The following is a 23,333-nucleotide window of genomic DNA, read 5'->3' on the forward strand; positions in this document are numbered from 1 at the left end:
GCGTGGTCAGACGCCGACTCCGTCGCCGCCCGCGCGGCTGGCCGGAATCGCGCACTCCGCCGGGTCCCCGGCGGGTTGCGCGGCGGCGGCCGCGCGGGCGCGGCGCCGGGCCAGCGGGGCGGCCAGGGCGGTCAGCACGAGGAACGCGCCGATGGTCAGCAGCACGATCGTCGCGCCGGGCGGGACGTCCTGGTAGTACGAGGTGACCGTGCCGCCGGTCGTCACGCCGACGCCGATCGCGACGGCGATCGCGAAGGTCGCCGCGAAACTGCGGCTGAGCTGCTGGGCCGCCGCCACCGGCACCACCATCAGCGCCGACACCAGCAGCAGGCCGACGACCCGCATGGCGACGGTGACGGTGACCGCCGCGGTGACGGCCGTCAGCAGGTTCAGGGCGCGCACCGGCAGTCCGGTGACCCGCGCGAACTCCTCGTCCTGGCTGACCGCGAACAGCTGCCGGCGCAGTCCGACGGTGACGAGGACCACGAAGGCCGCGAGGACGCAGATCGCGGTCACGTCCGACTCCGACACCGTGGACAGCGAGCCGAAGAGGTACGACGTCAGGTTGGCGTTGGAGCCGGTCGGCGCGAGGTTGATGAACATCACGCCGCCGGCCATGCCGCCGTAGAAGAGCATGGCGAGGGCGATGTCGCCGCGGGTCCTGCCGTACCAGCGGATCAGCTCCATGAGGACCGCGCCGAGGACGGAGACGGCGGTCGCCATCCAGACCGGGGACCACGACAGCAGGAAGCCGAGGCCGACGCCGGTCATCGCGACGTGGCCGATGCCGTCGCCCATGAGGGCCTGGCGGCGCTGGACGAGGTAGATGCCGACGGCGGGGGCGGTGATGCCGACCAGGACGGCGGCGAGCAGCGCCCGCTGCATGAAGGCGTAGTCGAGGAAGTCCATCAGCTCAGCAGTCCCGTGCGGATCGGTTCGGTGCCCGCCGGAGCGTGCGGGTGTACGTGGTCGTGGCCGGGCAGCGCGTGCTGGCCGAGCGCCCTGGGCGGCGGCCCGTCGTGCGTGACGCAGCCGTCGCGCAGGACGACGGCCCGGTCGATGAGGGGCTCCAGGGGGCCCAGTTCGTGCAGGACGAGCAGCACGGTGGTGCCCTGGGCGACCTGCTCGCGCAGGGTCTCGGCCAGGACCTCCTGGCTGGCCAGGTCGACGCCCGCCATCGGCTCGTCCATGATCAGCAGTTCGGGTTCGGCGGCGAGCGCGCGGGCGATCAGCACCCGCTGGTGCTGGCCGCCGGAGAGCGCGTCGACGGAGTCCTTGGCCCGGTCGGCCATGCCGACGAGGTCCAACGCGCGGCGCACGGCCTCGTGGTCGGCCTTGCGCAGGACGCCGAAGCGGGCCCGGGACAGCCGCCCGGAGGAGACGACCTCGGTGACGGTCGCCGGGACGCCGCCCGCGGCCGTGGTGCGCTGCGGTACGTAGCCGAGGCGCGGCCAGTCCCGGAACCGGCGCCGGTCGGTGCCGAACAGCTCGATGCGTCCGGCGCTGAGCGGCACCTGGCCGATGACGCTGCGGACGGCGGTCGACTTGCCGGAGCCGTTGGCCCCGAGCAGGGCGACGACCTCACCGCGGTGCACGGTGAGGTCGATGCCGCGCAGGACCGGGCGCGAGCCCAGTTCGGCGCGGACACCGCGCAGCGATATGACGGGCTCGCTCTTGGTGTCCATCACGCCCTCCGTGAAGATCATGCGGTTCCCAGGGCCGTCTGCAGGGCCTTGAGGTTCGCCCTCTGGACCGCGAAGTAGTCGGTGCCGCGGGACTTGTCGGTGATGCCTTCGACGGGGTCGAGGACGTCCGTTTCGAGGTTCGCGTCCCGGGCGACGGTCCTGGCGGTCTTGTCGCTGACGAGCGTCTCGTAGAACACGGTGGTGACGCCGTCGGCCTTCGCCATCTTCTCAAGCTCCTTGACGCGCGCGGCGCTGGGCTCCGACTCGGGGTCGAGGCCGCTGATGGCCTCCTCGGTCAGGCCGTAGCGCTCGGCGAGGTAGCCGAAGGCGGCGTGCGTGGTGATGAAGACCTTGGTCTTCGTGGCGGCCAGGCCGTTCTTGAACTCGGTGTCCAGCGCGCCGAGCTCGGTCACCAGGTCGGCGGTGTTCTTCCGGTAGTCGGCCGCGTGGTCCGGGTCGGCCTTCTCGAAGGCCTTGCCGACGCCCTCGGCGACCTCGGCGTACTTCACCGGGTCGAGCCAGATGTGGGGGTCCTTGCCGCCGGTCTCCTCGTGCTCGTGCTCGTCCTCGGCGGCGTGCTCGTCCTCGTGCTCGGCGGCGTGGCCGCCGACCTCGCTGCCGTGCTCCTCCAGCGTGGTGAGGGTGGTGGCGTCGATCTTCGTCCTGATCCCGGACTGGGTGACTGCCTCGTCGACCGAGGGCTGGAGGCCCTTGAGGAAGAGGGCCGCGTCGGACTTCTCCAGCTGGGTGCGCTGCCGCGCGCTGATCTCCAGGTCGTGCGGTTCCTGGCCGGGCTCGGTCAGGCTGGTGACGTTCACGTGGTCGCCGCCGATCCGCTCGGCGAGGAAGGCCATCGGGTAGAACGACGCGACGACATCGAACTTCCCGGTGCCGCCGGCGGCCGCGCTGTCGGTCGAGCAGGCGGAGAGGGTGCCGAGGCCGAGGGCGGTGACGGCCGCGAGGGCCATCCCGGATATGTGGTGTCGTCGTACGTTCATGACAGTCATTTTCAACAAATATGGAAACCGTTGTCAACAAAGTCGTGGGTGGCGACCGGGGAGAGGGCCCGGCGAGGATTCCCCCGGCGGGTCCCCCGTCCTCCGTGAAACCTTGGGCGGGTACCGATTTGGTCGAGGGGGAGCCCCCGCCGGTACCCTGGGGCAATTCTCTGGAAGCATCTCGCTTCGTCGCCCGTCGTCGTTATGAAGAGAGCACCGTGGCCGCCGACAAGATCGACACCATCGTCAGCCTGAGCAAGCGCCGTGGCTTCGTATTCCCCTGTAGTGAGATCTACGGTGGCCAGCGCGCCGCCTGGGACTACGGACCGCTGGGTGTCGAGCTCAAGGAGAACCTGAAGCGCCAGTGGTGGCGCTACATGGTGACGTCGCGCGAGGACGTGGTCGGCATCGACTCGTCCGTCATCCTGGCCCCCGAGGTCTGGGTCGCCTCCGGTCACGTCGCCACCTTCTCCGACCCGCTCACCGAGTGCACCTCCTGCCACAAGCGGTTCCGCGCGGACCACCTGGAGGAGGCCTACGAGGCCAAGCACAAGCGCCTGCCGGAGAACGGCCTGGCGGACGTGAACTGCCCGAACTGCGGCAACAAGGGCCAGTTCACCGAACCCAAGCAGTTCTCGGGTCTGCTCTCCACCCACCTCGGCCCCACGCAGGACACCGGCTCCATCGCCTACCTGCGCCCCGAGACCGCCCAGGGCATCTTCACCAACTTCGCCCAGGTGCAGACCACTTCGCGCCGCAAGCCGCCGTTCGGAATCGCCCAGATGGGCAAGTCCTTCCGCAACGAGATCACGCCCGGCAACTTCATCTTCCGCACGCGCGAGTTCGAGCAGATGGAGATGGAGTTCTTCGTCAAGCCGGGCGAGGACGAGCAGTGGCAGGAGTACTGGATGGAGCAGCGCTGGAACTGGTACACCGGTCTCGGCCTGCGCGAAGAGAACATGCGGTGGTACGAGCACCCGAAGGAGAAGCTCTCCCACTACTCCAAGCGCACCGCCGACATCGAGTACCGCTTCCAGTTCGGCGGCAACGAGTGGGGTGAGCTGGAGGGCGTCGCCAACCGCACCGACTACGACCTCGGTGCCCACGCCAAGGCCTCCGGCCAGGACCTCTCCTACTTCGACCAGGAGGCCGGCGAGCGCTGGACGCCGTACGTCATCGAGCCCGCGGCCGGTGTCGGCCGCGCGATGCTGGCGTTCCTGCTCGACGCCTACGTCGAGGACGAGGCGCCCAACGCCAAGGGCAAGCTGGAGAAGCGCACGGTGCTGCGTCTCGACCACCGCCTCGCCCCGGTGAAGGTCGCCGTGCTGCCGCTGTCGCGCAACCCGGAGCTGTCGCCCAAGGCCAAGGGCCTCGCCCAGGCGCTGCGGCAGAACTGGAACATCGACTTCGACGACGCCGGCGCGATCGGCCGCCGCTACCGCCGTCAGGACGAGATCGGTACGCCGTACTGCGTCACCGTCGACTTCGACACGCTCGAGGACAACGCGGTGACCGTGCGCGAGCGCGACTCGATGAAGCAGGAGCGCGTGTCCCTCGACCAGATCGAGGGCTACCTGGCCGCCCGCCTGATCGGCGCCTGACCCCCCACCACCGACCGAAGCCCCCGGCTCCCTTCCCGGAGCCGGGGGCTTCGTGGTGCCGCCGTGGAGTCCCAGGACCTCGCGGCCGGGGCTACGCCCCCGCGGGGTCCACCGTCGCCTGATGGGCCTGCGCCAGGTGCTCCTCCGCCTTCAGCCGGGGCAGGAACTGGGCGCCCTGGCGCCAGCCGCACGTGTCGCACCGGATCGTGCGCTGGATCCCCGCCCGCCGGACCCGGACGACGTGCTCGCGCCCGTGCTGGTCCCAGCGGCTCACCTTGCTCGTGTTGATCTCCGACATGCTGCCTCCAGAGGCGGGCCCGGCTGAGAGTGTGCACCAAGTCCAACATCAACGGGGCCTTCCGCGGGGCGAGTTGGCCGGGCCGGGGGCTCGCGGGCCGGGGGCGCACGGGAACGGCGCACCGGGGCCGGGCCCGGCCGGAGCGGCCGCACGCGGACCCGCCGGAGCGGGAGCGGACCCCGACCGGGAGGAACCGGGGACGGCTGCCCCGTTCCATGGGTGAGGGTCCGCGGTGCGGGAACTCGGGCGGTCGGGGGAAACAGGGGGGCCACCCGAGGAGTGAGAGCCATGACCGAGCAGAACTCGACACGGGAACTCCCCCAGCCGCTGCGGGCGGCCGCCTCGGTGCTGAACAGGGTGCCCGGCGCCGGCCTGGTGGGCCGGGCCGCCGGGGGCGCACTCGACAAGGTCGGCGCGGTGTCCCCGCGCGGGCGCCGACTCGCCGTCTACACCGGCGCGGGCGTGCTCGGCGTCGCCGGGGTCGTGGAGTGGCCCGTCGCGGTGACCGGGGCGGCGGTGGCCTGGCTGACCCAGCCGCGACCGCGGCAGCGGACGGACGGCGACGCGGCGGGCACGGACGCGGACGCGGGTGGGACCGGGAGGCGCAGCGCGGGCGACGCGTCCGGCACACCGCCCACGCCCAAGGTGCTCGCCGGGCACTCGGCGGCGGAGCGTACGACGGCACCCGCGACCCCCTCCGACAAGCTGCCCTCGCACCACGCGACGCCGTCGCGTGCCGCACGGGATGCCGAGGGCGAGTGATGGCCACGGGAATCCTCACCCGCCCCGCGGCGGCTGCCGCCGGGCTGGCCCTGGCCGGCCCGCGCCTGCTCGCCCGCGGCACGGCCCCGGCCGTGGGCGCCGCCGCCGGCGCGGTCGCGGGCACGGCCAGGGCAGGAGTACGGGCCGCGGACTCCGCACTGCGGCTGGCCCGAGTCGCCCGCGCCGCCCTCCCGGGCACCTCCCCCCACTGGCGCGCCGGCACCCGCACCCACCTGTCCCTGCGCGAGGCCGCCCCCGAGGAGAGCACGCTCGCGGAGACCGCCCCCGGGGAGCCGTCCCGCCCGGCGGACGCCGAGGCCCCCGCCGGCGTCACCTCCCGCGCCCGTTCCCTCGAACACCGGGCCCGTCGGGTGGCGGCCGTGCTCGCCGGGCATCCGGACGTCGCCCTCGCCTACTGGGACAGCGGGCTGGCACGGCTGGTGGTGGTGGCGGTCGAGGAGGCCGTGGGCGACAGCGTCGCGGAGCGGGCGGAGGCGCTCGCGGAGCGGCACGGGCTGGTCCCCGCCGGCGACGACGTGGAGGAGCTGGGGCACCCCGGTGATCCGGCCTCCGTGCGGACCGCCGCCGAGATCCTCGCGGCCGACGCGGCAGGTGCCGCGGCCGCGCTGGCGGGATCCGCCATGCGGCTGCCGGCGTCGCCGCGGCTGGTGACCGCCGCGGTCACGCTGCTGCGCGAGAACCCCCGCTTCCGCTCCTGGCTGCGGGCCCGCCTGGGCGACACCCGCATGGAGATCGCCCTCGCCGTCGTGAACGCGGCCGTGCACGGCGCCGGGCACACCCCGACCTCGCTGGTGCTGGACGGTGCGCTGCGCGCCGCCCAGCTGGCGGAGGCGGTGGTGCGGACGGCCGCCTTCGAGACCGTCCACGACCACCTGTGCGTCCCGGACCGGCACAGCGTGCCCGCCGACCCGTCCGTCCGGCCGCCGCTGCGCACCTCCCCGGCCCAGGAGTACGCCGCCCACGCCTCGGCGGGCAGCGTCCTGGGCGCGGTGGCGGCGCTGCTCGTCAAGCACGACCTCGCCGAGTCGGCGGAGGCGGTCCTGGCCGGTTCCCCGAAGGCGGCGCGGTACGGGCCCGCCGTCTTCCACGCCGCCCTCGGCTGCGCCCTCTCCCGCGAGGGCGTGCTGGTGCGCGACCCGGACCGGCTGCGGCAGCTGGAGATGGCCCGGACGGTCGTCCTGCACCCCGGTGCGCTCCGGAAGCCCGGCGCGGGCGCCGACCCGTGGACCGAGCCCGTCCTGGACGCCGCCCGCCGGGCCGGCCTGCGCGTCGTGGTCGTCGACGACCCGGCACTGGCCGACTTCACCGGCCTCGCCGACCAGGTCGTGGGCGCGGACCGTCCGTTGGGCGAGGTGGTCGACGGCCTGCGCGGCGAGGGCGGTGTCGTCGTGGTCGCCCGCCCCCGCCCCCACGACGACGCGGACGTCACCGCCGGTCTCCTGCGCGGCGACGTGGCCGTCGCCCTCACCGACGAGGACGGTCAGGTGGTGTGGGGCGCGGACGTCCTCGCCCCGCACGGCCTGGCGGACGTGTGGCGGCTGCTGACCGCCGTACCGGCGGCCCGCCGGGTCGGCGGCCGGTCGCAGACCCTGGCCCGGTCCGGCGCCGCGCTGTCCGGTCTGCTCGTGGCCGTCGGCGAGTCCCGCGGGAGGAGTCCCGGTTCCCCGCTGCCGGGCCTGCGGCACGCGCCCGTCGACGCGGGCGCCGCGCTGGCCCTGCTGACCGGAGCGCGCGCCGCCCTCGGCGTCGCCCTGGCCCGCCCGCCCCACCCCCGGCCCCGGGTCGCCTGGCACGCCCTGCACCCGGACGACGTACGGGACCGGCTGGAGCGCGAGGCGCCCCCGGAACCGGGCCCCGCCGAACACGCGGCGGCCCGGGTGCGCACGGCCGCCGACACGGTCGTACGCCTTCCCGTGCTGGCCCCGGCGCGCTGGTCGGGGCAGCTCGCCCGGGCCGTGCGGAACGAACTGGACGACCCGCTCACCCCGGTCCTGGTCGTCGGCTCGGCCGCGTCCGCGATCCTCGGCTCGGTCGTGGACGCCCTGCTGGTCCTCGGCGCCCTCGACCTGAACGCCCTGGTCGGCGGCTTCCAGCGGCTGCGGGCCGAGCGCGCCCTGTCCGGGCTGGTCGCGGGACAGCAACAGAAGGCGCGGGTCGCCGACGACGGGACGGCCGCGCACGTGGTCGACGCCGCCGAGCTCGCTCCCGGCCACGTCATCGACCTCAAGGCCGACGACGTCGTGCCCGCCGACGCCCGCCTGCTGTGGGAGGACGGGCTGGAGGTCGACGAGTCGGCGCTGACCGGCGAGTCCCTGCCGGTCGACAAGGCCGTGGACCCCACCCCGAAGGCCCCCGTCGCGGAACGGCGGTGCATGGTCTTCGAGGGGACGACCGTGGTGGCGGGGCACGCCCAGGCCCTCGTCGTGGACACCGGCGACCGCACCGAGGCCGCCCGCGCCGTCTCCCTCGCCGCGCGCGTCCCGCCGGCCGCCGGAGTGCAGGCCCGCCTCCAGGAGATCACCCGCAAGGCCATGCCGTTGACCCTGGCGGGCGGCGCCGCGGTGACCGGCCTGGCGCTGCTGCGGGGCACCCCGATCCGCCGGGCCGTGAGCGGCGGGGTCGCCGTCGCCGTGGCCGCCGTACCCGAGGGGCTGCCCCTGGTCGCCACGGTCGCGCAGCTCGCCGCCGCCCGCCGGCTCAGCGGCCGCGGCCTCCTCGTCCGCACCCCGCGCACGCTGGAGGCGCTGGGCCGGATGGACACCGTCTGCTTCGACAAGACCGGCACCCTCACCGAGAACCGGCTGCGCCTGGTCCGGGTGGCCGGTCCGGACGGCACGGTCCACCCCCTCGACGACCCGGCCGCCGCCGCCCCCCTGCGCGCCGCGGCCCGGGCCTGCCCCCGCCTCGACGGCGACCCGCACCGCCCGGCGCACGCCACCGACGAGGCCGTCCTGGACGCCGCCGGGCCGGACCCCGACTGGCGGCAGGCCGAGGGGCTGCCCTTCGAGGCCGCCCGCGGCTACGCGGCCGCGGTCGGGCAGGCGGCCGGCGGTCCGCCCGTGCTGGTCGTCAAGGGCGCCCCGGAGACCGTCCTGTCCACCTGCGCCGGCCTGCCCTCCCGGCTGCACGACCGGTCCCAGTCCCTCGCCGCCGACGGCCTGCGGGTCCTGGCGGTGGCCCAGCGCCCGCTGGCGGACGGCGAGAGGGCGGCGGACGTCCTCGAAGCGCCTCTGGAGGGGCTGGAGTTCACCGGACTCGTGGCCTTCGCCGACGTGCCGCGCGAGACCTCGCCGGCCCTGGTCCACGGGCTGCGCGAGGCGGGCGTACGGCCCGTCGTGCTGACCGGCGACCATCCGCGGACCGCTCACGCCATCGCCGTCGGGCTGGGCTGGCCGGACGACGCGAACGTGGTCACCGGTGACGAACTCGCCGCCGCCGACCGCTCCGTGCGCTCCCGGATGCTCCGGGACGCCGACGTCGTCGCCCGGGTCGCGCCCGAGCAGAAGCTCCAGGTCGTCGAGGCCCTCAGGGACGCGGGCCGGGTCGTCGGCATGGTCGGCGACGGCGCCAACGACGCCGCCGCGATCCGCGCCGCCGACATCGGCGTCGGCATCAGCGCCCGCGGTTCGGCCGCCGCCCGCAACGCCGCCGACCTCGTCGTCACCGGCGACGACCTCTCGGTCCTCATCGAGGCCGTCCAGGAAGGCCGTTCGCTCTGGCACAGCGTGGCCGACGCCATCGCCATCCTCATCGGCGGCAATGCGGGCGAGGTCGGTTTCGGCGTCCTCGGCACCCTGCTGTCGGGTTCCGCGCCCCTGTCCACCCGCCAGATGCTGCTGGTCAACCTGTTCACGGACCTGTTCCCGGCGATGGCGGTGGCGGTGACCCCCAAGGAGGAGGCCGACGCCCCGGAGACCGGCGCACCCCTGGGCACGGCCCTCCTCGGCGCCCCGCTCGTCCGGCAGATCCGCCACCGGGCCCTCACCACCTGCCTGGGCGCCACCGTCGCCTGGCTCATCGGCCGCTTCACCCCGGGCACGACCCGGCGCTCGACCACGATGGCCCTGTGCGCGGTGGTGGGCACGCAACTGGCCCAGACCCTGGCCGACCGCCGCGACAGCCCCCTGGTGCGCCTCACGTCCCTGGGTTCGGCGGTGGTCCTGTGCGCGCTGGTGGAGACGCCGGGCGCCAGTCAGTTCTTCGGCTGCACGCCACTGGGCCCGCTGGCCTGGGCGGGAGTCCTGGCGGCGATAGCGCTGGCCCTGGCGGGCCAGAAGGCACTGCCGGGGGCGGAGGAGCTGCTGCTGAGGCGCCTGCCCGACCTGGCCTCACGACTGGCGTGAGCGCGGTTCCCGAGGGACGCGGTGCCGTGCCGCCCCGCGGCTCCGCGGCGCGGGCCCGCCTGGCCCGGGACGACGCGCCTGGCCCGGGACGATCCGAGCCCGCCATCCCCGAACAGGCCGCAGGGCGCTACGCGCTCAGCCCCGCATGCTCGCGGATCTCGGGGGAGGCCAGCCGTTCGGCCGCCCGCGCGGCCGTTCCCCGTGCCCACGGGCCGCTGCTCACCAGGCCCACCACCAGCACCAGCGCCCCGCACCCGGCGAGGATCCACCATCCCGGCACCGCCGCCGCCACGAACGTCTCGCGGTACGCCGATGCCCCGATGCCCGCCGCGAGCACCGCCCCGACCACCGCGACCCCGAGGGTCTGGCCGAGCTGCCGGCTGGTGGAGGCGACGGCGGCGGCGACCCCGGCCTGGGCGCGGGGCATCCCCGAGACCGCGGTGTTGGTGATGGGGGCGTTCACGAAGCCGAAGCCGATGCCGAACAGCACGTATCCGAGGAACAGCGTGGTGTCGGAGGTCTCCGCGTCGAACGCGGCGAACAGCACGCCGCTCGCGGTCATCGCGAGGCCGGCGACCAGCAGGGGCACCCGTGGCCCCCGGCTGCCGACGAGCCGCCCGGACAGGGGGGCGCACAGGAAGGTCGGGAGGGCCATCGGCAGCATCCACAGACCGGCGTGCAGGGCGTCGAGGCCGCGGACGTTCTGGAGGTACAGCGTGGACAGGAACAGGAACCCGCCGAGCGCCGCGAAGGCGCTGATCGCGATCACGGTCGCCCCGCTGAACGGCGCCGACCGGAAGAACCGCAGGTCGATGAGGGGTTCGTGGCGGCGCGGCTCGTAGCGCAGGAGGCCGAGCAGGGCGGCGAGGGCGACTGCGGCGAAGGGCAGGCTGGTGCCGAGCCCGGCCTCGGGCGCCTCGATGATCGCGTACGTCAGGCAGCCGAAGAGGACGATGACCAGGAGCTGGCCGACCGGGTCGGGGCGGCGGGCCTTCGGGGCGCGGGACTCGGGGACGTACCGCAGGGTCAGCAGGAGGGCGGCGAGGCCGACCGGCAGGTTGACCCAGAAGATGGAGCGCCAGCCGACGGACTCCACCAGCAGGCCGCCGATCAGGGGTCCGGCGGCCATGGAGATGCCGACCACCCCACCCCACGCGCCGATGGCGCGGGCGCGCTCGCGCGGGTCCGTGAACGTGTTGGTGATGATCGACATGGCGACCGGGTTGAGCATCGAGCCGCCGACCGCCTGCACCATGCGGGCCGCGACCAGCAGGTCGAGGTCGGGGGCGAGGGAGCAGAGCAGGGAGCCGAGCGAGAACACGACCAGGCCCGCGAGGAAGACCTTTCTGCGGCCGATCCGGTCGGCGGTGGACCCGGCGAGCATCAGCAGGGACGCGAGGACGAGGGTGTAGGCGTCGATCGTCCACTGGAGGCCGGAGGTTCCGGCGTGCAGGTCGCGCTGCATCGCGGGCAGGGCGACGTTGAGGATCGTGTTGTCGAGGCTCACGATCAGCAGGCTCATGCAGCAGATCGCGAGGACGAGCAGACGTCGTCGCTGGCTCGGCTCGGGCATGCGGTCATGGTACGCCGGGTTCGATAGTGCGGCTAACTAATGACCGTTACATGAGGGTCGTCGATGGGCGACAATGGGCGGATGTCCACGCCCGTCACCCCCCTGCAGATCGGCCCGCACACCGTTCGGCCGCCGGTCGTCCTCGCTCCCATGGCCGGTATCACCAACGCGCCCTTCCGCACCCTGTGCAGGGAGTTCAGCGGGGGCAAGGGCCTGTTCGTGAGCGAGATGATCACGACCCGGGCGCTGGTCGAGCGCAACGAGAAGACCATGCAGCTGATCCACTTCGACGCGAGCGAGAAGCCGCGTTCGATCCAGCTGTACGGCGTGGACCCGGCGACCGTCGGCAAGGCCGTCCGGATGATCGCCGACGAGGGCCTGGCCGACCACATCGACCTGAACTTCGGCTGCCCGGTCCCGAAGGTCACCCGCAAGGGCGGCGGCTCCGCCCTCCCCTACAAGCGCAACCTGCTCCGCGCCATCCTCCGCGAGGCCGTCGGCGGCGCCGGGGACCTCCCCGTCACCATGAAGATGCGCAAGGGCATCGACGACGACCACATCACCTACCTCGACGCCGGCCGCATCGCCGTCGAGGAGGGCGTCACCGCCATCGCGCTGCACGGCCGTACCGCCGCCCAGCACTACGGCGGCACCGCCGACTGGGAGGCGATCGCCCGCCTGAAGGAGCACGTCCCGGAGATCCCCGTCCTCGGCAACGGCGACATCTGGTCGGCCGGGGACGCGCTGCGGATGGTGCGCGAGACGGGGTGCGACGGAGTGGTCGTCGGCCGCGGCTGCCTGGGCCGGCCGTGGCTGTTCGCGGACCTGGTCGCCGCCTTCGAGGGCCGTCCCCAGGACGTCTCGCGCCCGTCCCTGCGCGAGGTCGCCGACGTCATGGTCCGGCACGCCACCCTCCTCGGCGAATGGATCGGCGACGAGGCCAAGGGCGTCGTCGACTTCCGCAAGCACGTCGCCTGGTACCTGAAGGGCTTCGCCGTCGGCTCCGAGATGCGCAAGCGTCTCGCGATCACCTCCTCCCTGGCGGAACTCCGCGCCGGACTCGACGAACTGGACCTCGACCAGCCCTGGCCCGCCGGTGCCGACGGCCCCCGCGGGCGCACCTCCGGCAACAACCGGGTCGTCCTCCCGGACGGCTGGCTGAAGGACCCCTACGACTGTGCGGGCGTCGGCGAGGAAGCGGAACTGGACACCTCCGGCGGCTGAGGCGACCGAGGGGGTGTCCTCCCACGCCCCGCCGGGTCCGGGTCCTGGTCCTGGTCCGGGTCAGTCCTTCGTCGGGTGCGGGGTCGACCCGTACGCGGTCAGGAAGCGGTCCCGGAAGAGGTCCATCTTCCAGACCGGGGCGTCGTGGGCCGGCCTGAGGCCGTCGGTCCACTTCCAGGCCGCGATCCTGTCGAGGACCGCCGGGTCCTTGGCGACGATCGAGACCGGTACGTCACGGCTGGCGTTCTCGCCGCTGACCCGGGTGATGGGCTGGTGGTCGCCGAGGAAGACCAGGACGGTGTCCTCGGTGCCGTAGCGCTCCAGCCACTGGGTGAGGGCGGTCACCGAGTACTCGATCGACCTGCCGTACGCCTCGCGGGACCTGGTCGAGTCGGCGATGACGTCGGACGCCTTCTCGCCGGCCTGCTGGATGCCGTCGAAGACCGAGCCGTCGCCCACCTCGTCCCAGCCGACCATCTCCGGGAGCGGGGCCCACGGCTGGTGACTGGAGGTCAGGATGATCTCCGACATCAGCGGCCTGTCGCGTTCCCTGCCGTGCTCCAGCCGCTGGAACGCCTCCAGCGCGTACTGGTCGGGCATCGTCGACCAGCTGAACTTCGGGCCCTGGTAGCCCATCTGGAAGGCGTTGTAGACCTTGTCGAGGCCGTAGTGCTTCTGCTCGGGCCACGCCTTCTGGATTCCGGGCATCACGCCCACCGTGTCCCAGGCCCCGGTCTTCTGGAAGATCTTCGGCAGGCTGAGGCGGTCGCTGTTCATGACCGTGCGGTAGCGCTGCTGGTTGTCGATCCACAGCCCGGACAGCGTGCTGGAGTGGCCGAGCCAGCTGCTGCCGCCGAAGGTCGCCGAGGTCAGCCAGCCGCTCTTGGCGCGGTAGCCGGCCTTCGCCAGCGCGGCGGTGCTCGCGGTGAGCGTCCGGTCGACGCCGGGGGACATGATCGGGTCCTCGATCGCGCTGCGGCCGTAGCTCTCGATGAAGGTGAAGATCACGTCCTTGCCGCGCAGGTCGGGCACGAGCTGGTCGGGCGGGGTGTCGCCGAAGGCGTCCGCGCGGGCCTCCTTCGCGAACGCGGCCTCGTCCTCAAGGGTCTGCCGTACGTCCTTGGCCTTGACGGTGACGGCGCTGACCGCGCGGTGGTAGGCGAGCGGCAGTCCGGCGTACTGGACCGACAGGACGGAGCAGGTGATCCAGACCGTGCCGGCGATCAGCGTGCCGCGGGTCGCCGCGGGGACGTTCCGCACCAGCACCTCGCTCAGCCGGACCGCCGCCAGCGCCATCACGACGAAGAGCACGGCTATCAGCAGGAGCAGGCCGATCACGGCGCCGAGGGCCGTCGCCCCGCCCATCGAGTCCGCGACGTAGGACTGCGCGTCGTCCAGCAGGCCCCAGTCCAGGACCAGGTTGAAGCCGCGGCCCAGGTACTCGGAGTACGCCATGTCCAGGACGTTGACCACGGTCAGCGCCGCGAGGCCGGCCCCGAGCGCCGCCGCGGCCACCACCCGGGGGCGGCGCGGCAGCGACAGCAGCACGGCCGCCGAGACGACCGCCTCGCCGGGCAGCCGCAGAAGCCGGTCGGCCCGCAGGAGGCCCAGCTGGTTCGGCAGCACCATCGCCCCGAGCACGAGCACGAGGGCCAGCACGGTCGTCGTCCACCACAGCACGCGCGCCGCCCGCGGATGGCGGCTCCGCCAGGCCCACCCGTACGCGATGCGGGAGGCGAGGGTGCGCGGCGGCGCGGTTCCGCTCTCCGGCGCCTCGGGCTCCCCGGCCGCCTCGGTGCCGTCGGCGCCCTCGGGCGAGCCGTCGCGGGAGTCGGGCAGGTCACGAGACCGTGTGAAGACAGGCACCCGAGGGGTCCTTCCGTACGAAGCCGGGCGGATCGGCGGATCCGGTGGTGGGACCGGATCCGCCACCGTTTCGTACGGCGTGCCCGAGCCCGGCGTTCACCGGTCCCGGCGAGCGGTCGGCAAACACCGGGCAAACGTCCGGCCACGTGTGACGCTACGCTCCGCCCACCGCCGTGAGCAGGGCCAGCGGGGCCGCCGCCGAGCGGGACTCCCGCACGCACGCGTGCGGGTACGGCACCGGTTCCGCGTGCGTGTCGCGGCCGTAGCCCGCGAGCACCTCGGGCAGGCGGTGGCCGGTCGCGGTGGCCGCGTCGACCAGCCCGTGCGCGACGGTGCGGGCCTCGTCGTGCAGGCCGTAGCGGGCCAGCCCCAGGGCGATCAGCGCGTTGTCGTGCGGCCACACCGAACCGCGGTGGTACGACAGCGGGTGGTACGCCGGCTGCCCGGCCGCCAGCGTGCGGACGCCCCAGCCGGAGAAGAAGTCCGGCTCCAGCAGCCGCCGGCCGACCAGCTCGCCGTACTCCTTGTCCAGCAGCCCCGACCACAGCAGGTGGCCGGCGTCCGAGGCGAGCGCGTCGACGTGGCGGCCCTCGCCGTCCAGCGCCAGCGCCGGGAAGGAGCGCTCGCGCATCCAGAAGTCCCGCTGGAAGCGGTCGCGCAGATCGGCGGCGGCCTGTTCGAGCAGGGCCGCGTAGGTGTCGTCCTGCCACGCCGCGCGCGCCACGAACGCGGTCCGGCGCAGCGCGTCGTACGCGTAGCCCTGGGCCCCGGCCGCCGTCACCGGGCCCGAGGGGCGGGTGCCGTCGGCCGAACAGATGGCGCCGGGGGAGTCCTTCCAGTTCTGGTTGGCGAGGCCGCCCCGGTCGGCGCGGTAGACCAGGTAGCCGCGCGAGGTGAGGCCGCCGTGGTCGAGCATCCAGCCGACGGCCGCGCGGGCGTGCGGCTCCAGCCGGCGGGCGAGGGCCGCGTCGCCGGTCCGTTCGACGTAGGCGCCGAGCAGGACGAGGAAGAGCGGGGTGGCGTCCACCAAGCCGTAGTAGCGGCCGTAGGGGACCTGGTGGAAGTGGGCGAGTTCGCCGTGCCGCACCTCGTGGACGATCTTGCCGGGCTGGGCGACCGACTCCGGGCCGGTCTCTGTGGCCTGGGCCGCGGCCAGCGCGAGGAGCGTGGCGGCGGCCGGGGCGGGCCGGTAGGGCAGCGCGAAGAGCGAGGTGAGCAGGGCGTCGCGGCCCAGCAGGGTCAGGAACCAGGGGGCGCCGGCGGCCGGGACGCGCAGTTCCTCCCCGTCCGGCCCGGTCGCGGGGACCTGGAGCGCGGCCAGGTCGGCGAGGCCCCGCGCGCAGGCGGCCGCCAGTTCGGGCCAGCCGGTGGGGAAGGCCACGCCCTCCATGAACTCCCCCTCCCGCGCGAGCAGCTGCGCGGTCAGCGCGGCGGGGGAGCTGGGGACGCGCAGGGCGCGCTTCTCGCCGTGCGGGCGGGCCATCACCCGCAGCGTCAGTTCGGCCGAGCCGTGCGGCTCCAGTTCCAGGGTCCACACCAGGCGGCGGGCGCCGGTGCCGGTCTCCTCCACGCCGTCCGGCGCGGGGTCGGCGGTCACCGTCGTGAGGGACCGCCACTCGCCGCGCCGGTAGCTGAACTCCACCCCGTCGTCGAGGACCTGGCGGCGGCGGACCGCGCCGGTCTTGGCGTAGGTGCGGTGGTCGGAGCGGAGTTCGAACTGGTCGGTGAAGTCGGCGTCGACGGTGAGCGCCAGCCGGACCGTCAGCGGTGCCGGACGGTTGCCGACCACCCGCAGCGACTCGACGAACGAGCCGTCGCCCACCGCCTGTTCGCGGAAGAGGGTGCACGACGGCGGCTCCGTGCGGCCGCCGCGCGGTACGAGCACACAGCGCGCCGCGTCCCCGTCCGCGACGGGCACGAGCACCTCGGGCACCGCCCCGTCCACGGTGAGCTGCCAGCGGCTGAGGTGGCGCGCGTCCCTGACGAACAACCCGTCGGGGGATCCGGCGCCGCGCACGCCGCTGATGTCCCCGCGGTCACCGACGGCGGCGAACGTCCCGCCGTGCACGAGCAGATGATGCCGGTCCGTCATCCCCGGTCCCCTCCCTCGAAAGAGCTGTCGTCCCTGACGATGTCCGTGCCGCACGGCACGCCTTCCGTGTCGTGCAGCAGGTCGAGCATGAGCGCGGCGGTCCAGCTGAAGCCGGTCGCCCCGCAGGCCTCGCCGGTGTACGGGTCGACGTACTCGGCGAAGTCCGAGGAGTCCGCGAGGTCCAGCACGGCCTCGCGCAGCGCGTCCGCGTCCGCGCGCTCGCCGTGCAGCCGCAGACCCCGCTCGACGAGCCAGCCGGTGTTGAACCAGGCCGGCCCCCGCCAGTAGCGGTGCGGGTCGAAGGCCTCGCCGAGCAGGTCGTAGCTGGGGGCGAGACGGGTGGTGACACCCACCCCGAAGTGCGGGCCGCGCAGGGTGCGGACGAGAGCGGAGACGATCTCGCGGGGCAGTGCGGGCAGCAGCAGCGGGACCAGGCCGGCGACCCCGCGCTCCCGGATCAGGCCGCCGCCGCGCAGGTCCCGGCAGAGGAACAGGCCCTCGGCGGGGTCCCACAGCCGGTCCACGAGCGCCGCCGTCAGCCGCTCCGCGCGCGCGTGCCGGGCGGTGCCGGTGGCCCCCAGCTCCCGCGCGATCCGGGCCAGCGCGTGCTCGGAGGCGATGAGCAGGGCGTTGAACGCGGGGTCCTCGACGGCGAAGGCGGCCGTGCCGGCCCCCCTTCCCCCGCCCGGCCCGTCCCCCCTTCCCCCGCCCGGCCCGTCCCCCCTTCCCCCGCCCGGCCCGTCCCGGTACCCCCCGTCCCGGTAGTCCGTCGCCAGCCGCACGTACCGTCCGTAGTCCAGGTCCGTCGGCCGGTCCTGCGGCGCCCCGTGGGCGAGGTCGGCGCGCCGGAAGGAGCGGGCCGGGGCCGGGGTGATCCGGGCGAGCGGCACGTCCCACGAGGGGGCGTTGTCCATGCCCTGCTCCCAGGGGTGCACGACCGACGCCAGACCGCCGCCGCCCAGGTCCCGCCGGTGCAGCAGATAGCGGTGCCAGGCGGCCAGCCGGGGGTACACCCGGGCGAGGAAGCCGCGCGCCCGGGACAGCCCGGGGTCGGCGCGGTGCACCAGCCAGGCCGCCAGCGCGTGCACCGGTGGCTGCACGATGCCGGAGGTCTGTACGGTGCGCGGGGCGCCCGCAGCGCGCCCCGCGGTCGAGGAGCGCCAGAAGTCGGGGCTCGGGAAGTACGCGTCGAGCGGTACGGAGGGGTTGAAGACGATGTGCGGGACACGCCCGTCGCCCCACTGGGCGCCCAGCAGCGTCTCCAGCTCGGTCTGCGCCCGGCGCGGGGAGACGTGCCGCAGCCCGATCGCGACGAACGCCGAGTCCCAGGACCACTGGTGCGGGTACAGGCCGCGCGAGGGCACCGTCGAGGTTCCCGTCCAGTTGCCGTCCAGCACCTCGACGGCCCTGAGGTGCGGCGACCCGGCCGGAGTGGCCGGATCGTATACGGAGGGGTACCCCGCGGGACGGGCGACGAGCTGGGCAGTGCGATCCACTCGGGCTCCCCGAAGAACGACGATGAGGCCACCGTCGACCGGTTCGGCAGTGGCTACCGTGGGGTTACGTCTATTTAACACGCAGAACTCAATATGTAATGCAGGATCGATAAACACAAGGGGGTGCGCATGACCGGACAGCCCGGACGGACGGGCAGGGGCGGCGGTCAGGCCGGTGCCGGAGACCTGCTCGCACTGGTACGCACCGGCCGGGCCACCACGCGCGGTGCCCTCCAGCAGGTCACCGGGCTCTCCCGGGCCACGGTCGGACAACGCCTGGACCGCCTCTTCCGCGCGGGCTGGCTGCGCGAGGGCGCGGGCGGCCCCGTCGACTCCCCGCTGGGCGGCCGCCCCTCCATCACGCTCGAGTTCGACGACGCGCACGCCGTCGTCCTCGCCGCCGACCTCGACACCCGGCACGCGCGCGCGGCCGTGCTGTCCCTGACCGGCGAGGTCCTCGCCGAGCACTCGGGCACGCTGGCCGTCGAGGACGGCCCGGACGCCGTGCTCGGCGAACTGGGCGGCTGGTTCGCGGAACTGCTGGAGAAGGCCGGCCACCGCGCGGACGAGGTGTGCGGCATCGGCCTCGCCGTGCCCGGCCCGGTCGACAGCGAGACCGGCCTGGTGGTCCAGCCGCCGATCATGCCCGGCTGGGACGGCTACGACATCCGCGGCCGGCTCGCCAGGGCGTTCACGGAACGCGCGGGCACCGCACCCGTCCCCGTCCTCGTCGACAACGACGCCAACCTCATGGCCTACGGCGAGCAGCGCACCGGATACCCCGACTGCTCGGCGTTCGTGCTGGTCAAGGTGTCCACCGGGATCGGCGCCGGGGTCGTGGTGGGCGGCGAGATCTTCCGGGGCGTCGACGGCGGCGCCGGCGACATCGGGCACATCCGGGTGGGCTCCGAGGCGCTGTGCCGCTGCGGCTCCCACGGCTGTCTCGCGGCCGTCGCCAGCGGCGGCGCGGTGGCCCGCAGGCTGGCCGAGACCGGGGTGCCCGCGGCCTCCGGCTCGGACGTGCGGGACCTGCTCGCCGCCGGGCATCCGGGCGCGGCCGCGCTGGCCCGCGAGGCCGGGCGCCGGGTCGGCGACGTGCTGGCGACCGTCGTGACACTGCTCAACCCGGGCGTGCTGATGATCGCCGGGGACCTCGCCGGCACCTCCTTCGTCACCGGCGTGCGCGAGCTGCTGTACCAGCGGGCGCTGCCCCGCTCCACGGCCCGGCTGGAGGTGGTGACCTCACGGCTGGGGGAGCGGGCGGGGCTGGTGGGGGCCGGCGCGCTGGTGGTGGAACACCTGTACGCGCCCGGGCGGGTGGAGGAGCGGCTGCTGGCTCTGGGGATGTGAAGGGGGCGGACGCCGGGCGTGCGGACGGGGGGCGGGCGCCCGGCGTGCGGACGCCGACGGGCGGACGGCAGTGCGCGCCGGGCGTACGACCGCGGCCGGGGCCGGGTGGAGGGCGTGTGACGAGCGCGTTTCCGTTCCGGGGCGGGTCCGGGCCGCGTCCGGGGGAGCGTCCGGATGGTGAAATCCGACGGCCTGTGGAAGCGTGATTCTCGCCACCCTTGATACCGGTAGTGCTCAGATGAGCGGCATGCGCTCGTTTGCACTTCCTCAAGGGGTGGCACTCAGTGCCACCCCTTGATCGTTCATCGATCGAAATCAGGCGTGGCGATGGGTGCTCAGATGAGCGTCAAATGGGGTGTGTGGAGAGGGGTGCGTTCAAGAAGTGAAAACACCGGCTGCTCCGCGCTTGCCAAGCTTTGACTTTCGATCCGGTGGCGGACGACTGGTTACAGGCGTATGACGCACAAGTGGACGTACCCAGGTGCCTTCGATCTGGGTATGTTCCTGGCCGTCAGGGCAGCCACCGCGTCCTCGAGGAGTCGAGACCCGTGTCGGAAAACAAAGATCTCCCGGTAGCCGGAACGGCCACGAGTGTTGAGGCCGTGAAGTTCGTTTACGACTTCACCGAGGGCAACAAGAACCTCAAGGACCTCCTCGGGGGCAAGGGCGCCAACCTCGCCGAGATGACCAACCTCGGCCTGCCGGTGCCCCCCGGCTTCACCATCACCACCGAGGCCTGCAAGGTCTACCTCGACAGCGGTGAGGAACCCGCGGCACTGCGTGACGAGGTGAGTGCGCACCTCGACGCCCTCGAGGAGAGGATGGGCAAGAAGCTCGGCCAGGCCGACGACCCCCTGCTCGTCTCCGTCCGCTCCGGCGCCAAGTTCTCGATGCCCGGCATGATGGACACCGTCCTCAACATCGGCCTCTCCGACAAGTCGGTCCAGGGCCTGGCCAAGCAGGCCGGCGACGACCGCTTCGCCTGGGACTCCTACCGGCGCCTCATCCAGATGTTCGGCAAGACCGTCCTCGGCGTCGACGGCGACCTCTTCGAGGAGGCGCTGGAGGCCGCCAAGGCGGCCAAGAAGGTCACGGTCGACACCGAGCTGGAGGCCGCCGACCTCAAGAAGCTCGTCACCAGGTTCAAGAAGATCGTCAAGACCGAGGCCGGCCGGGACTTCCCGCAGGATCCGCGCGAGCAGATGGACCTCGCCATCCACGCGGTCTTCGACTCCTGGAACACCGACCGCGCCAAGCTCTACCGCCGCCAGGAGCGCATCCCGCACGACCTGGGCACCGCCGTCAACGTCTGCTCGATGGTCTTCGGCAACCTCGGCCCCGACTCCGGCACCGGCGTCGCCTTCACCCGCGACCCCGCCTCCGGCCACCAGGGCGTCTACGGCGACTACCTCCAGAACGCCCAGGGCGAGGACGTCGTCGCCGGCATCCGCAACACGGTCCCGCTCGCCGAGCTGGAGTCCATCGACAAGAAGTCGTACGACCAGCTGATGCGGATCATGGAGACGCTGGAGAACCACTACAAGGACCTCTGCGACATCGAGTTCACCATCGAGCGCGGTCAGCTGTGGATGCTCCAGACCCGGGTCGGCAAGCGCACGGCCGGCGCGGCCTTCCGCATCGCCACCCAGCTCGTCGACCAGGGCCTCATCGACGAGACCGAGGCCCTCCAGCGGGTCAACGGCGCCCAGCTCGCCCAGCTGATGTTCCCCCGCTTCGACGAGCACGCCAAGACCGCGCAGGTCGGCCGCGGCATCGCCGCCTCCCCGGGCGCCGCGGTCGGCAAGGCGGTCTTCGACTCCTACACCGCCGTCAAGTGGTCCCGCTCGGGCGAGAAGGTCATCCTGGTCCGCCGCGAGACCAACCCCGACGACCTCGACGGCATGATCGCGGCGGAGGGCATCCTCACCTCGCGCGGCGGCAAGACCTCGCACGCGGCGGTCGTCGCCCGCGGCATGGGCAAGACCTGTGTCTGCGGCGCGGAGGAACTGGAGGTCGACACCAAGCGCCGCCGGATGACGGTGCCCGGCGGGCACGTCGTCGAGGAGGGCGACCTGATCTCGATCGACGGCTCGTCCGGGAAGGTCTACCTCGGCGAGGTCCCGGTGGTCCCGTCCCCCGTCGTGGAGTACTTCGAGGGCCGCATGCACGCGGGCGCCAACGACGCCGACGAACTGGTCGAGGCCGTGCACCGGATCATGGCGTTCGCCGACCGCAAGCGCCGCCTGCGGGTCCGCGCCAACGCCGACAACGCCGAGGACGCGCTGCGCGCCCGCCGCTTCGGCGCCCAGGGCATCGGCCTGTGCCGCACCGAGCACATGTTCCTCGGCGACCGCCGCGAGCTGGTCGAGCGCCTGATCCTGGCGGACACGGAGGCCGAGCGCGAGGACTCGCTGAAGGCGCTCCTGCCGCTCCAGAGGAAGGACTTCGTGGAGCTGTTCTCGGCGATGGACGGCCTGCCCGTCACCATCCGCCTCCTCGACCCGCCGCTGCACGAGTTCCTGCCCGACATCACCGAGTTGTCGGTGCGCGTGGCGCTCGCGGAGTCCCGCCAGGAGCCCCACGAGAACGAGCTGCGCCTGCTCCAGGCGGTCCACCGCCTCCACGAGCAGAACCCGATGCTGGGCCTGCGCGGCGTACGCCTCGGCCTGGTCATCCCCGGCCTGTTCACCATGCAGGTCCGCGCCATCGCCGAGGCCGCGGCCGAGCGCAAGAACGCCAAGGGCGACCCGCGCGCCGAGATCATGATCCCGCTCGTCGGCACCGTCCAGGAGCTGGAGATCGTCCGCGAGGAGGCCGACCAGGTCGTCGCCGAGGTCGAGGCGGCGACGGGGGTGTCGCTGAAGCTGTCGATCGGCACGATGATCGAGCTGCCGCGCGCCGCGCTGACCGCCGGTCAGATCGCGGAGGCGGCGGAGTTCTTCTCCTTCGGCACCAACGACCTCACCCAGACCGTGTGGGGCTTCAGCCGCGACGACGTCGAGGCCTCCTTCTTCACCGCCTACCTGGAGAAGGGCATCTTCGGGGTCTCCCCCTTCGAGACCATCGACAAGGACGGCGTCGGCTCCCTCGTGAAGGCCGCCGTCGAGGCCGGCCGCGCGACCCGCCCCGACCTGAAGCTCGGCGTCTGCGGCGAGCACGGCGGCGACCCGGAGTCCGTGCACTTCTTCCACGAGGTCGGCCTCGACTACGTGTCCTGCTCCCCCTTCCGCATCCCGGTCGCCCGCCTCGAGGCGGGCCGGGCGGCCACCCAGTCGGAGGGCAGCGACCACCGCTGAGCCGGGGGGTGGGGGACGGTCCCCTGACGGTCCGTCCCCCACCCCTCTCCACACCCGGAGCCGCTGCGGTCCCCGACCCTCAGCACCGATCGCGGCGGCTCCGGCGCACCGAGAGAGGGCGGCACCCTGTGCGGGGGTGCCGCCCTCTCGCGCTGCTCTCCCGCGCTGCTCCCGGATCGCGCCGCCCCTTCGCGGTCCCCTACTCGCAGCCCGTCCCGTCGCCGTCCCGGTCCAGGTGTCGGCCGTAGCCCGGGTCGCCCGCGTGGACGGGGGCCGCGCCCGCGGCCCGGGCCTCGGTGCAGTTGGCGTAGTAGGCGCTGTCGGAACCCCCCGACTCGCCGGAGCCCCCCGAACTGCTGCCGTACGAGCCGCTGTCGTCGTTCGCCGCCGCCTCGGCCGTGACCGTCTCGGTCACCTTCACCTTCACCTTCACCGTCTCCGTCGCGGTCACCGTCTGCGCCGGCTTCGGGGCGGCGGTGGCGGTGGCGGTCGCCGTCGTCGTCACCGTGACCGTCGGCCGGGGCTTGGCGGAGAGGGGTTCCGCGTCCTTCGCGGAGTCCTCGGCACTCCCGCCCATGCCGACCCCGACGAACAGGGCGAGGGCGAGCGCGGGCAGGGCATAGCGCTTGCGGGCCCATCTCGGTGCGGGGCGGGTGGTGGTGTACGGGTTGCTCATGTCGTCCCCCTGAGACGGTGGTGTCAGAGGGACGACCGTAGGGCGCCGGGAC

15 protein-coding genes are annotated in these 23,333 nt (G+C 73.7%); 6 read left to right on the forward strand and 9 right to left on the reverse strand.

From position 1 onward, the window contains the following. Positions 1-6: 6 nt before the first annotated feature. Genes AB0N31_RS08590 through AB0N31_RS08600 form a run of 3 tightly spaced genes read right to left on the reverse strand, consistent with a single transcriptional unit; the run spans position 7 to position 2,683 of the window. The gene (locus tag AB0N31_RS08590) at positions 7-909 is read right to left on the reverse strand and encodes a metal ABC transporter permease (protein ID WP_363088158.1); all 903 of its coding nucleotides are present in this window, start codon (positions 907-909) and stop codon (positions 7-9) included. After that, a complete protein-coding gene (locus tag AB0N31_RS08595) occupies positions 909-1,706 on the reverse strand; it encodes a metal ABC transporter ATP-binding protein (protein WP_366057641.1) in 798 nt (265 codons plus the stop codon). The genes AB0N31_RS08590 and AB0N31_RS08595 overlap by 1 nt, the downstream gene beginning before the upstream one ends. Next, positions 1,703-2,683, reverse strand: a complete 981-nt coding sequence (locus AB0N31_RS08600; RefSeq protein WP_366057643.1) for a metal ABC transporter substrate-binding protein — start codon at positions 2,681-2,683, stop codon at positions 1,703-1,705. Before AB0N31_RS08600 ends, AB0N31_RS08595 begins: the two co-directional genes overlap by 4 nt. Positions 2,684-2,901: 218 nt before the next feature. On the opposite strand from AB0N31_RS08600, the gene AB0N31_RS08605 reads away from it, so the two are divergent. Further along, positions 2,902-4,284 carry a glycine--tRNA ligase gene (locus AB0N31_RS08605; RefSeq protein WP_363088155.1) on the forward strand — a complete coding sequence of 461 codons (1,383 nt, stop codon included), beginning with the start codon at positions 2,902-2,904 and terminating at the stop codon, positions 4,282-4,284. Positions 4,285-4,375: 91 nt separating this feature from the next. On the opposite strand, the gene AB0N31_RS08610 is transcribed toward AB0N31_RS08605, so the two are convergent. Then, the gene (locus AB0N31_RS08610) at positions 4,376-4,582 is read right to left on the reverse strand and encodes a hypothetical protein (RefSeq protein ID WP_366057644.1); all 207 of its coding nucleotides are present in this window, start codon (positions 4,580-4,582) and stop codon (positions 4,376-4,378) included. A gap of 288 nt (positions 4,583-4,870) precedes the next feature. Here AB0N31_RS08610 and AB0N31_RS08615 point away from each other — a divergent pair, with 288 nt between their 5' ends. Both AB0N31_RS08615 and AB0N31_RS08620 read left to right on the forward strand, forming a co-directional pair. After that, positions 4,871-5,344: a hypothetical protein gene (locus AB0N31_RS08615; protein ID WP_366057645.1), complete on the forward strand. Its 474-nt coding sequence runs from the start codon at positions 4,871-4,873 to the stop codon at positions 5,342-5,344. Beyond that, positions 5,344-9,708, forward strand: a complete 4,365-nt coding sequence (locus AB0N31_RS08620; RefSeq protein ID WP_366057646.1) for a cation-translocating P-type ATPase — start codon at positions 5,344-5,346, stop codon at positions 9,706-9,708. The genes AB0N31_RS08615 and AB0N31_RS08620 overlap by 1 nt, the downstream gene beginning before the upstream one ends. A 127-nt stretch (positions 9,709-9,835) precedes the next feature. Here AB0N31_RS08620 and AB0N31_RS08625 read toward each other — a convergent pair whose 3' ends face one another. Continuing rightward, complete coding sequence (locus AB0N31_RS08625; RefSeq protein ID WP_366057647.1) at positions 9,836-11,281, reverse strand: MFS transporter; 1,446 nt, start codon at positions 11,279-11,281, stop codon at positions 9,836-9,838. An 81-nt stretch (positions 11,282-11,362) separates the two neighbouring features. On the opposite strand from AB0N31_RS08625, the gene dusB reads away from it, so the two are divergent. Continuing rightward, complete coding sequence (gene dusB, locus AB0N31_RS08630; RefSeq protein WP_366057648.1) at positions 11,363-12,505, forward strand: tRNA dihydrouridine synthase DusB; 1,143 nt, start codon at positions 11,363-11,365, stop codon at positions 12,503-12,505. Between the two features lie 60 nt (positions 12,506-12,565). Here dusB and AB0N31_RS08635 read toward each other — a convergent pair whose 3' ends face one another. The 3 genes from AB0N31_RS08635 to AB0N31_RS08645 form a co-directional block, all read right to left on the reverse strand. Beyond that, positions 12,566-14,233, reverse strand: a complete 1,668-nt coding sequence (locus tag AB0N31_RS08635) for a CDP-alcohol phosphatidyltransferase (RefSeq protein ID WP_366057783.1) — start codon at positions 14,231-14,233, stop codon at positions 12,566-12,568. Between the two features lie 292 nt (positions 14,234-14,525). Then, positions 14,526-16,463 carry a glycogen debranching N-terminal domain-containing protein gene (locus tag AB0N31_RS08640; RefSeq protein ID WP_366057649.1) on the reverse strand — a complete coding sequence of 646 codons (1,938 nt, stop codon included), beginning with the start codon at positions 16,461-16,463 and terminating at the stop codon, positions 14,526-14,528. Then, positions 16,460-17,959: a hypothetical protein gene (locus AB0N31_RS08645; RefSeq protein ID WP_366057650.1), complete on the reverse strand. Its 1,500-nt coding sequence runs from the start codon at positions 17,957-17,959 to the stop codon at positions 16,460-16,462. Before AB0N31_RS08645 ends, AB0N31_RS08640 begins: the two co-directional genes overlap by 4 nt. Positions 17,960-18,088: 129 nt before the next feature. Between AB0N31_RS08645 and AB0N31_RS08650 the strand changes: the two genes are divergently transcribed. Together AB0N31_RS08650 and ppdK are read left to right on the forward strand one after the other, a co-directional pair. After that, positions 18,089-19,309, forward strand: coding sequence for an ROK family protein (locus AB0N31_RS08650; RefSeq protein WP_366057651.1), 1,221 nt, complete (start codon positions 18,089-18,091; stop codon positions 19,307-19,309). 602 nt (positions 19,310-19,911) lie between these two features. Next, entirely contained in the window at positions 19,912-22,605 is a 2,694-nt protein-coding gene (gene ppdK / locus AB0N31_RS08655) for a pyruvate, phosphate dikinase (protein ID WP_366057652.1), read from the forward strand. 199 nt (positions 22,606-22,804) lie between these two features. Here the strand turns inward: ppdK and AB0N31_RS08660 are convergent, their stop codons facing one another. Further along, positions 22,805-23,281 carry an excalibur calcium-binding domain-containing protein gene (locus AB0N31_RS08660; protein WP_366057653.1) on the reverse strand — a complete coding sequence of 159 codons (477 nt, stop codon included), beginning with the start codon at positions 23,279-23,281 and terminating at the stop codon, positions 22,805-22,807. Between the last annotated feature and the right edge of the window lie 52 nt (positions 23,282-23,333).

It is taken from the genome of Streptomyces sp. NPDC051051 (assembly GCF_040682975.1).
Classification (GTDB): Bacteria; Actinomycetota; Actinomycetes; order Streptomycetales; family Streptomycetaceae; genus Streptomyces.

Coding starts and splice junctions, on each gene's coding strand:
- AB0N31_RS08590 (WP_363088158.1), bottom strand. CDS start 909: ATGGACTTCCTCGACTACGCCTTCATGCAGCGGGCGCTGCTCGCCGCC.
- AB0N31_RS08595 (WP_366057641.1), bottom strand. CDS start 1,706: ATGATCTTCACGGAGGGCGTGATGGACACCAAGAGCGAGCCCGTCATA.
- AB0N31_RS08600 (WP_366057643.1), bottom strand. CDS start 2,683: ATGAACGTACGACGACACCACATATCCGGGATGGCCCTCGCGGCCGTC.
- AB0N31_RS08610 (WP_366057644.1), bottom strand. CDS start 4,582: ATGTCGGAGATCAACACGAGCAAGGTGAGCCGCTGGGACCAGCACGGG.
- AB0N31_RS08615 (WP_366057645.1), top strand. CDS start 4,871: ATGACCGAGCAGAACTCGACACGGGAACTCCCCCAGCCGCTGCGGGCG.
- AB0N31_RS08620 (WP_366057646.1), top strand. CDS start 5,344: ATGGCCACGGGAATCCTCACCCGCCCCGCGGCGGCTGCCGCCGGGCTG.
- AB0N31_RS08625 (WP_366057647.1), bottom strand. CDS start 11,281: ATGCCCGAGCCGAGCCAGCGACGACGTCTGCTCGTCCTCGCGATCTGC.
- dusB (WP_366057648.1), top strand. CDS start 11,363: ATGTCCACGCCCGTCACCCCCCTGCAGATCGGCCCGCACACCGTTCGG.
- AB0N31_RS08640 (WP_366057649.1), bottom strand. CDS start 16,463: ATGACGGACCGGCATCATCTGCTCGTGCACGGCGGGACGTTCGCCGCC.
- AB0N31_RS08650 (WP_366057651.1), top strand. CDS start 18,089: ATGACCGGACAGCCCGGACGGACGGGCAGGGGCGGCGGTCAGGCCGGT.
- AB0N31_RS08660 (WP_366057653.1), bottom strand. CDS start 23,281: ATGAGCAACCCGTACACCACCACCCGCCCCGCACCGAGATGGGCCCGC.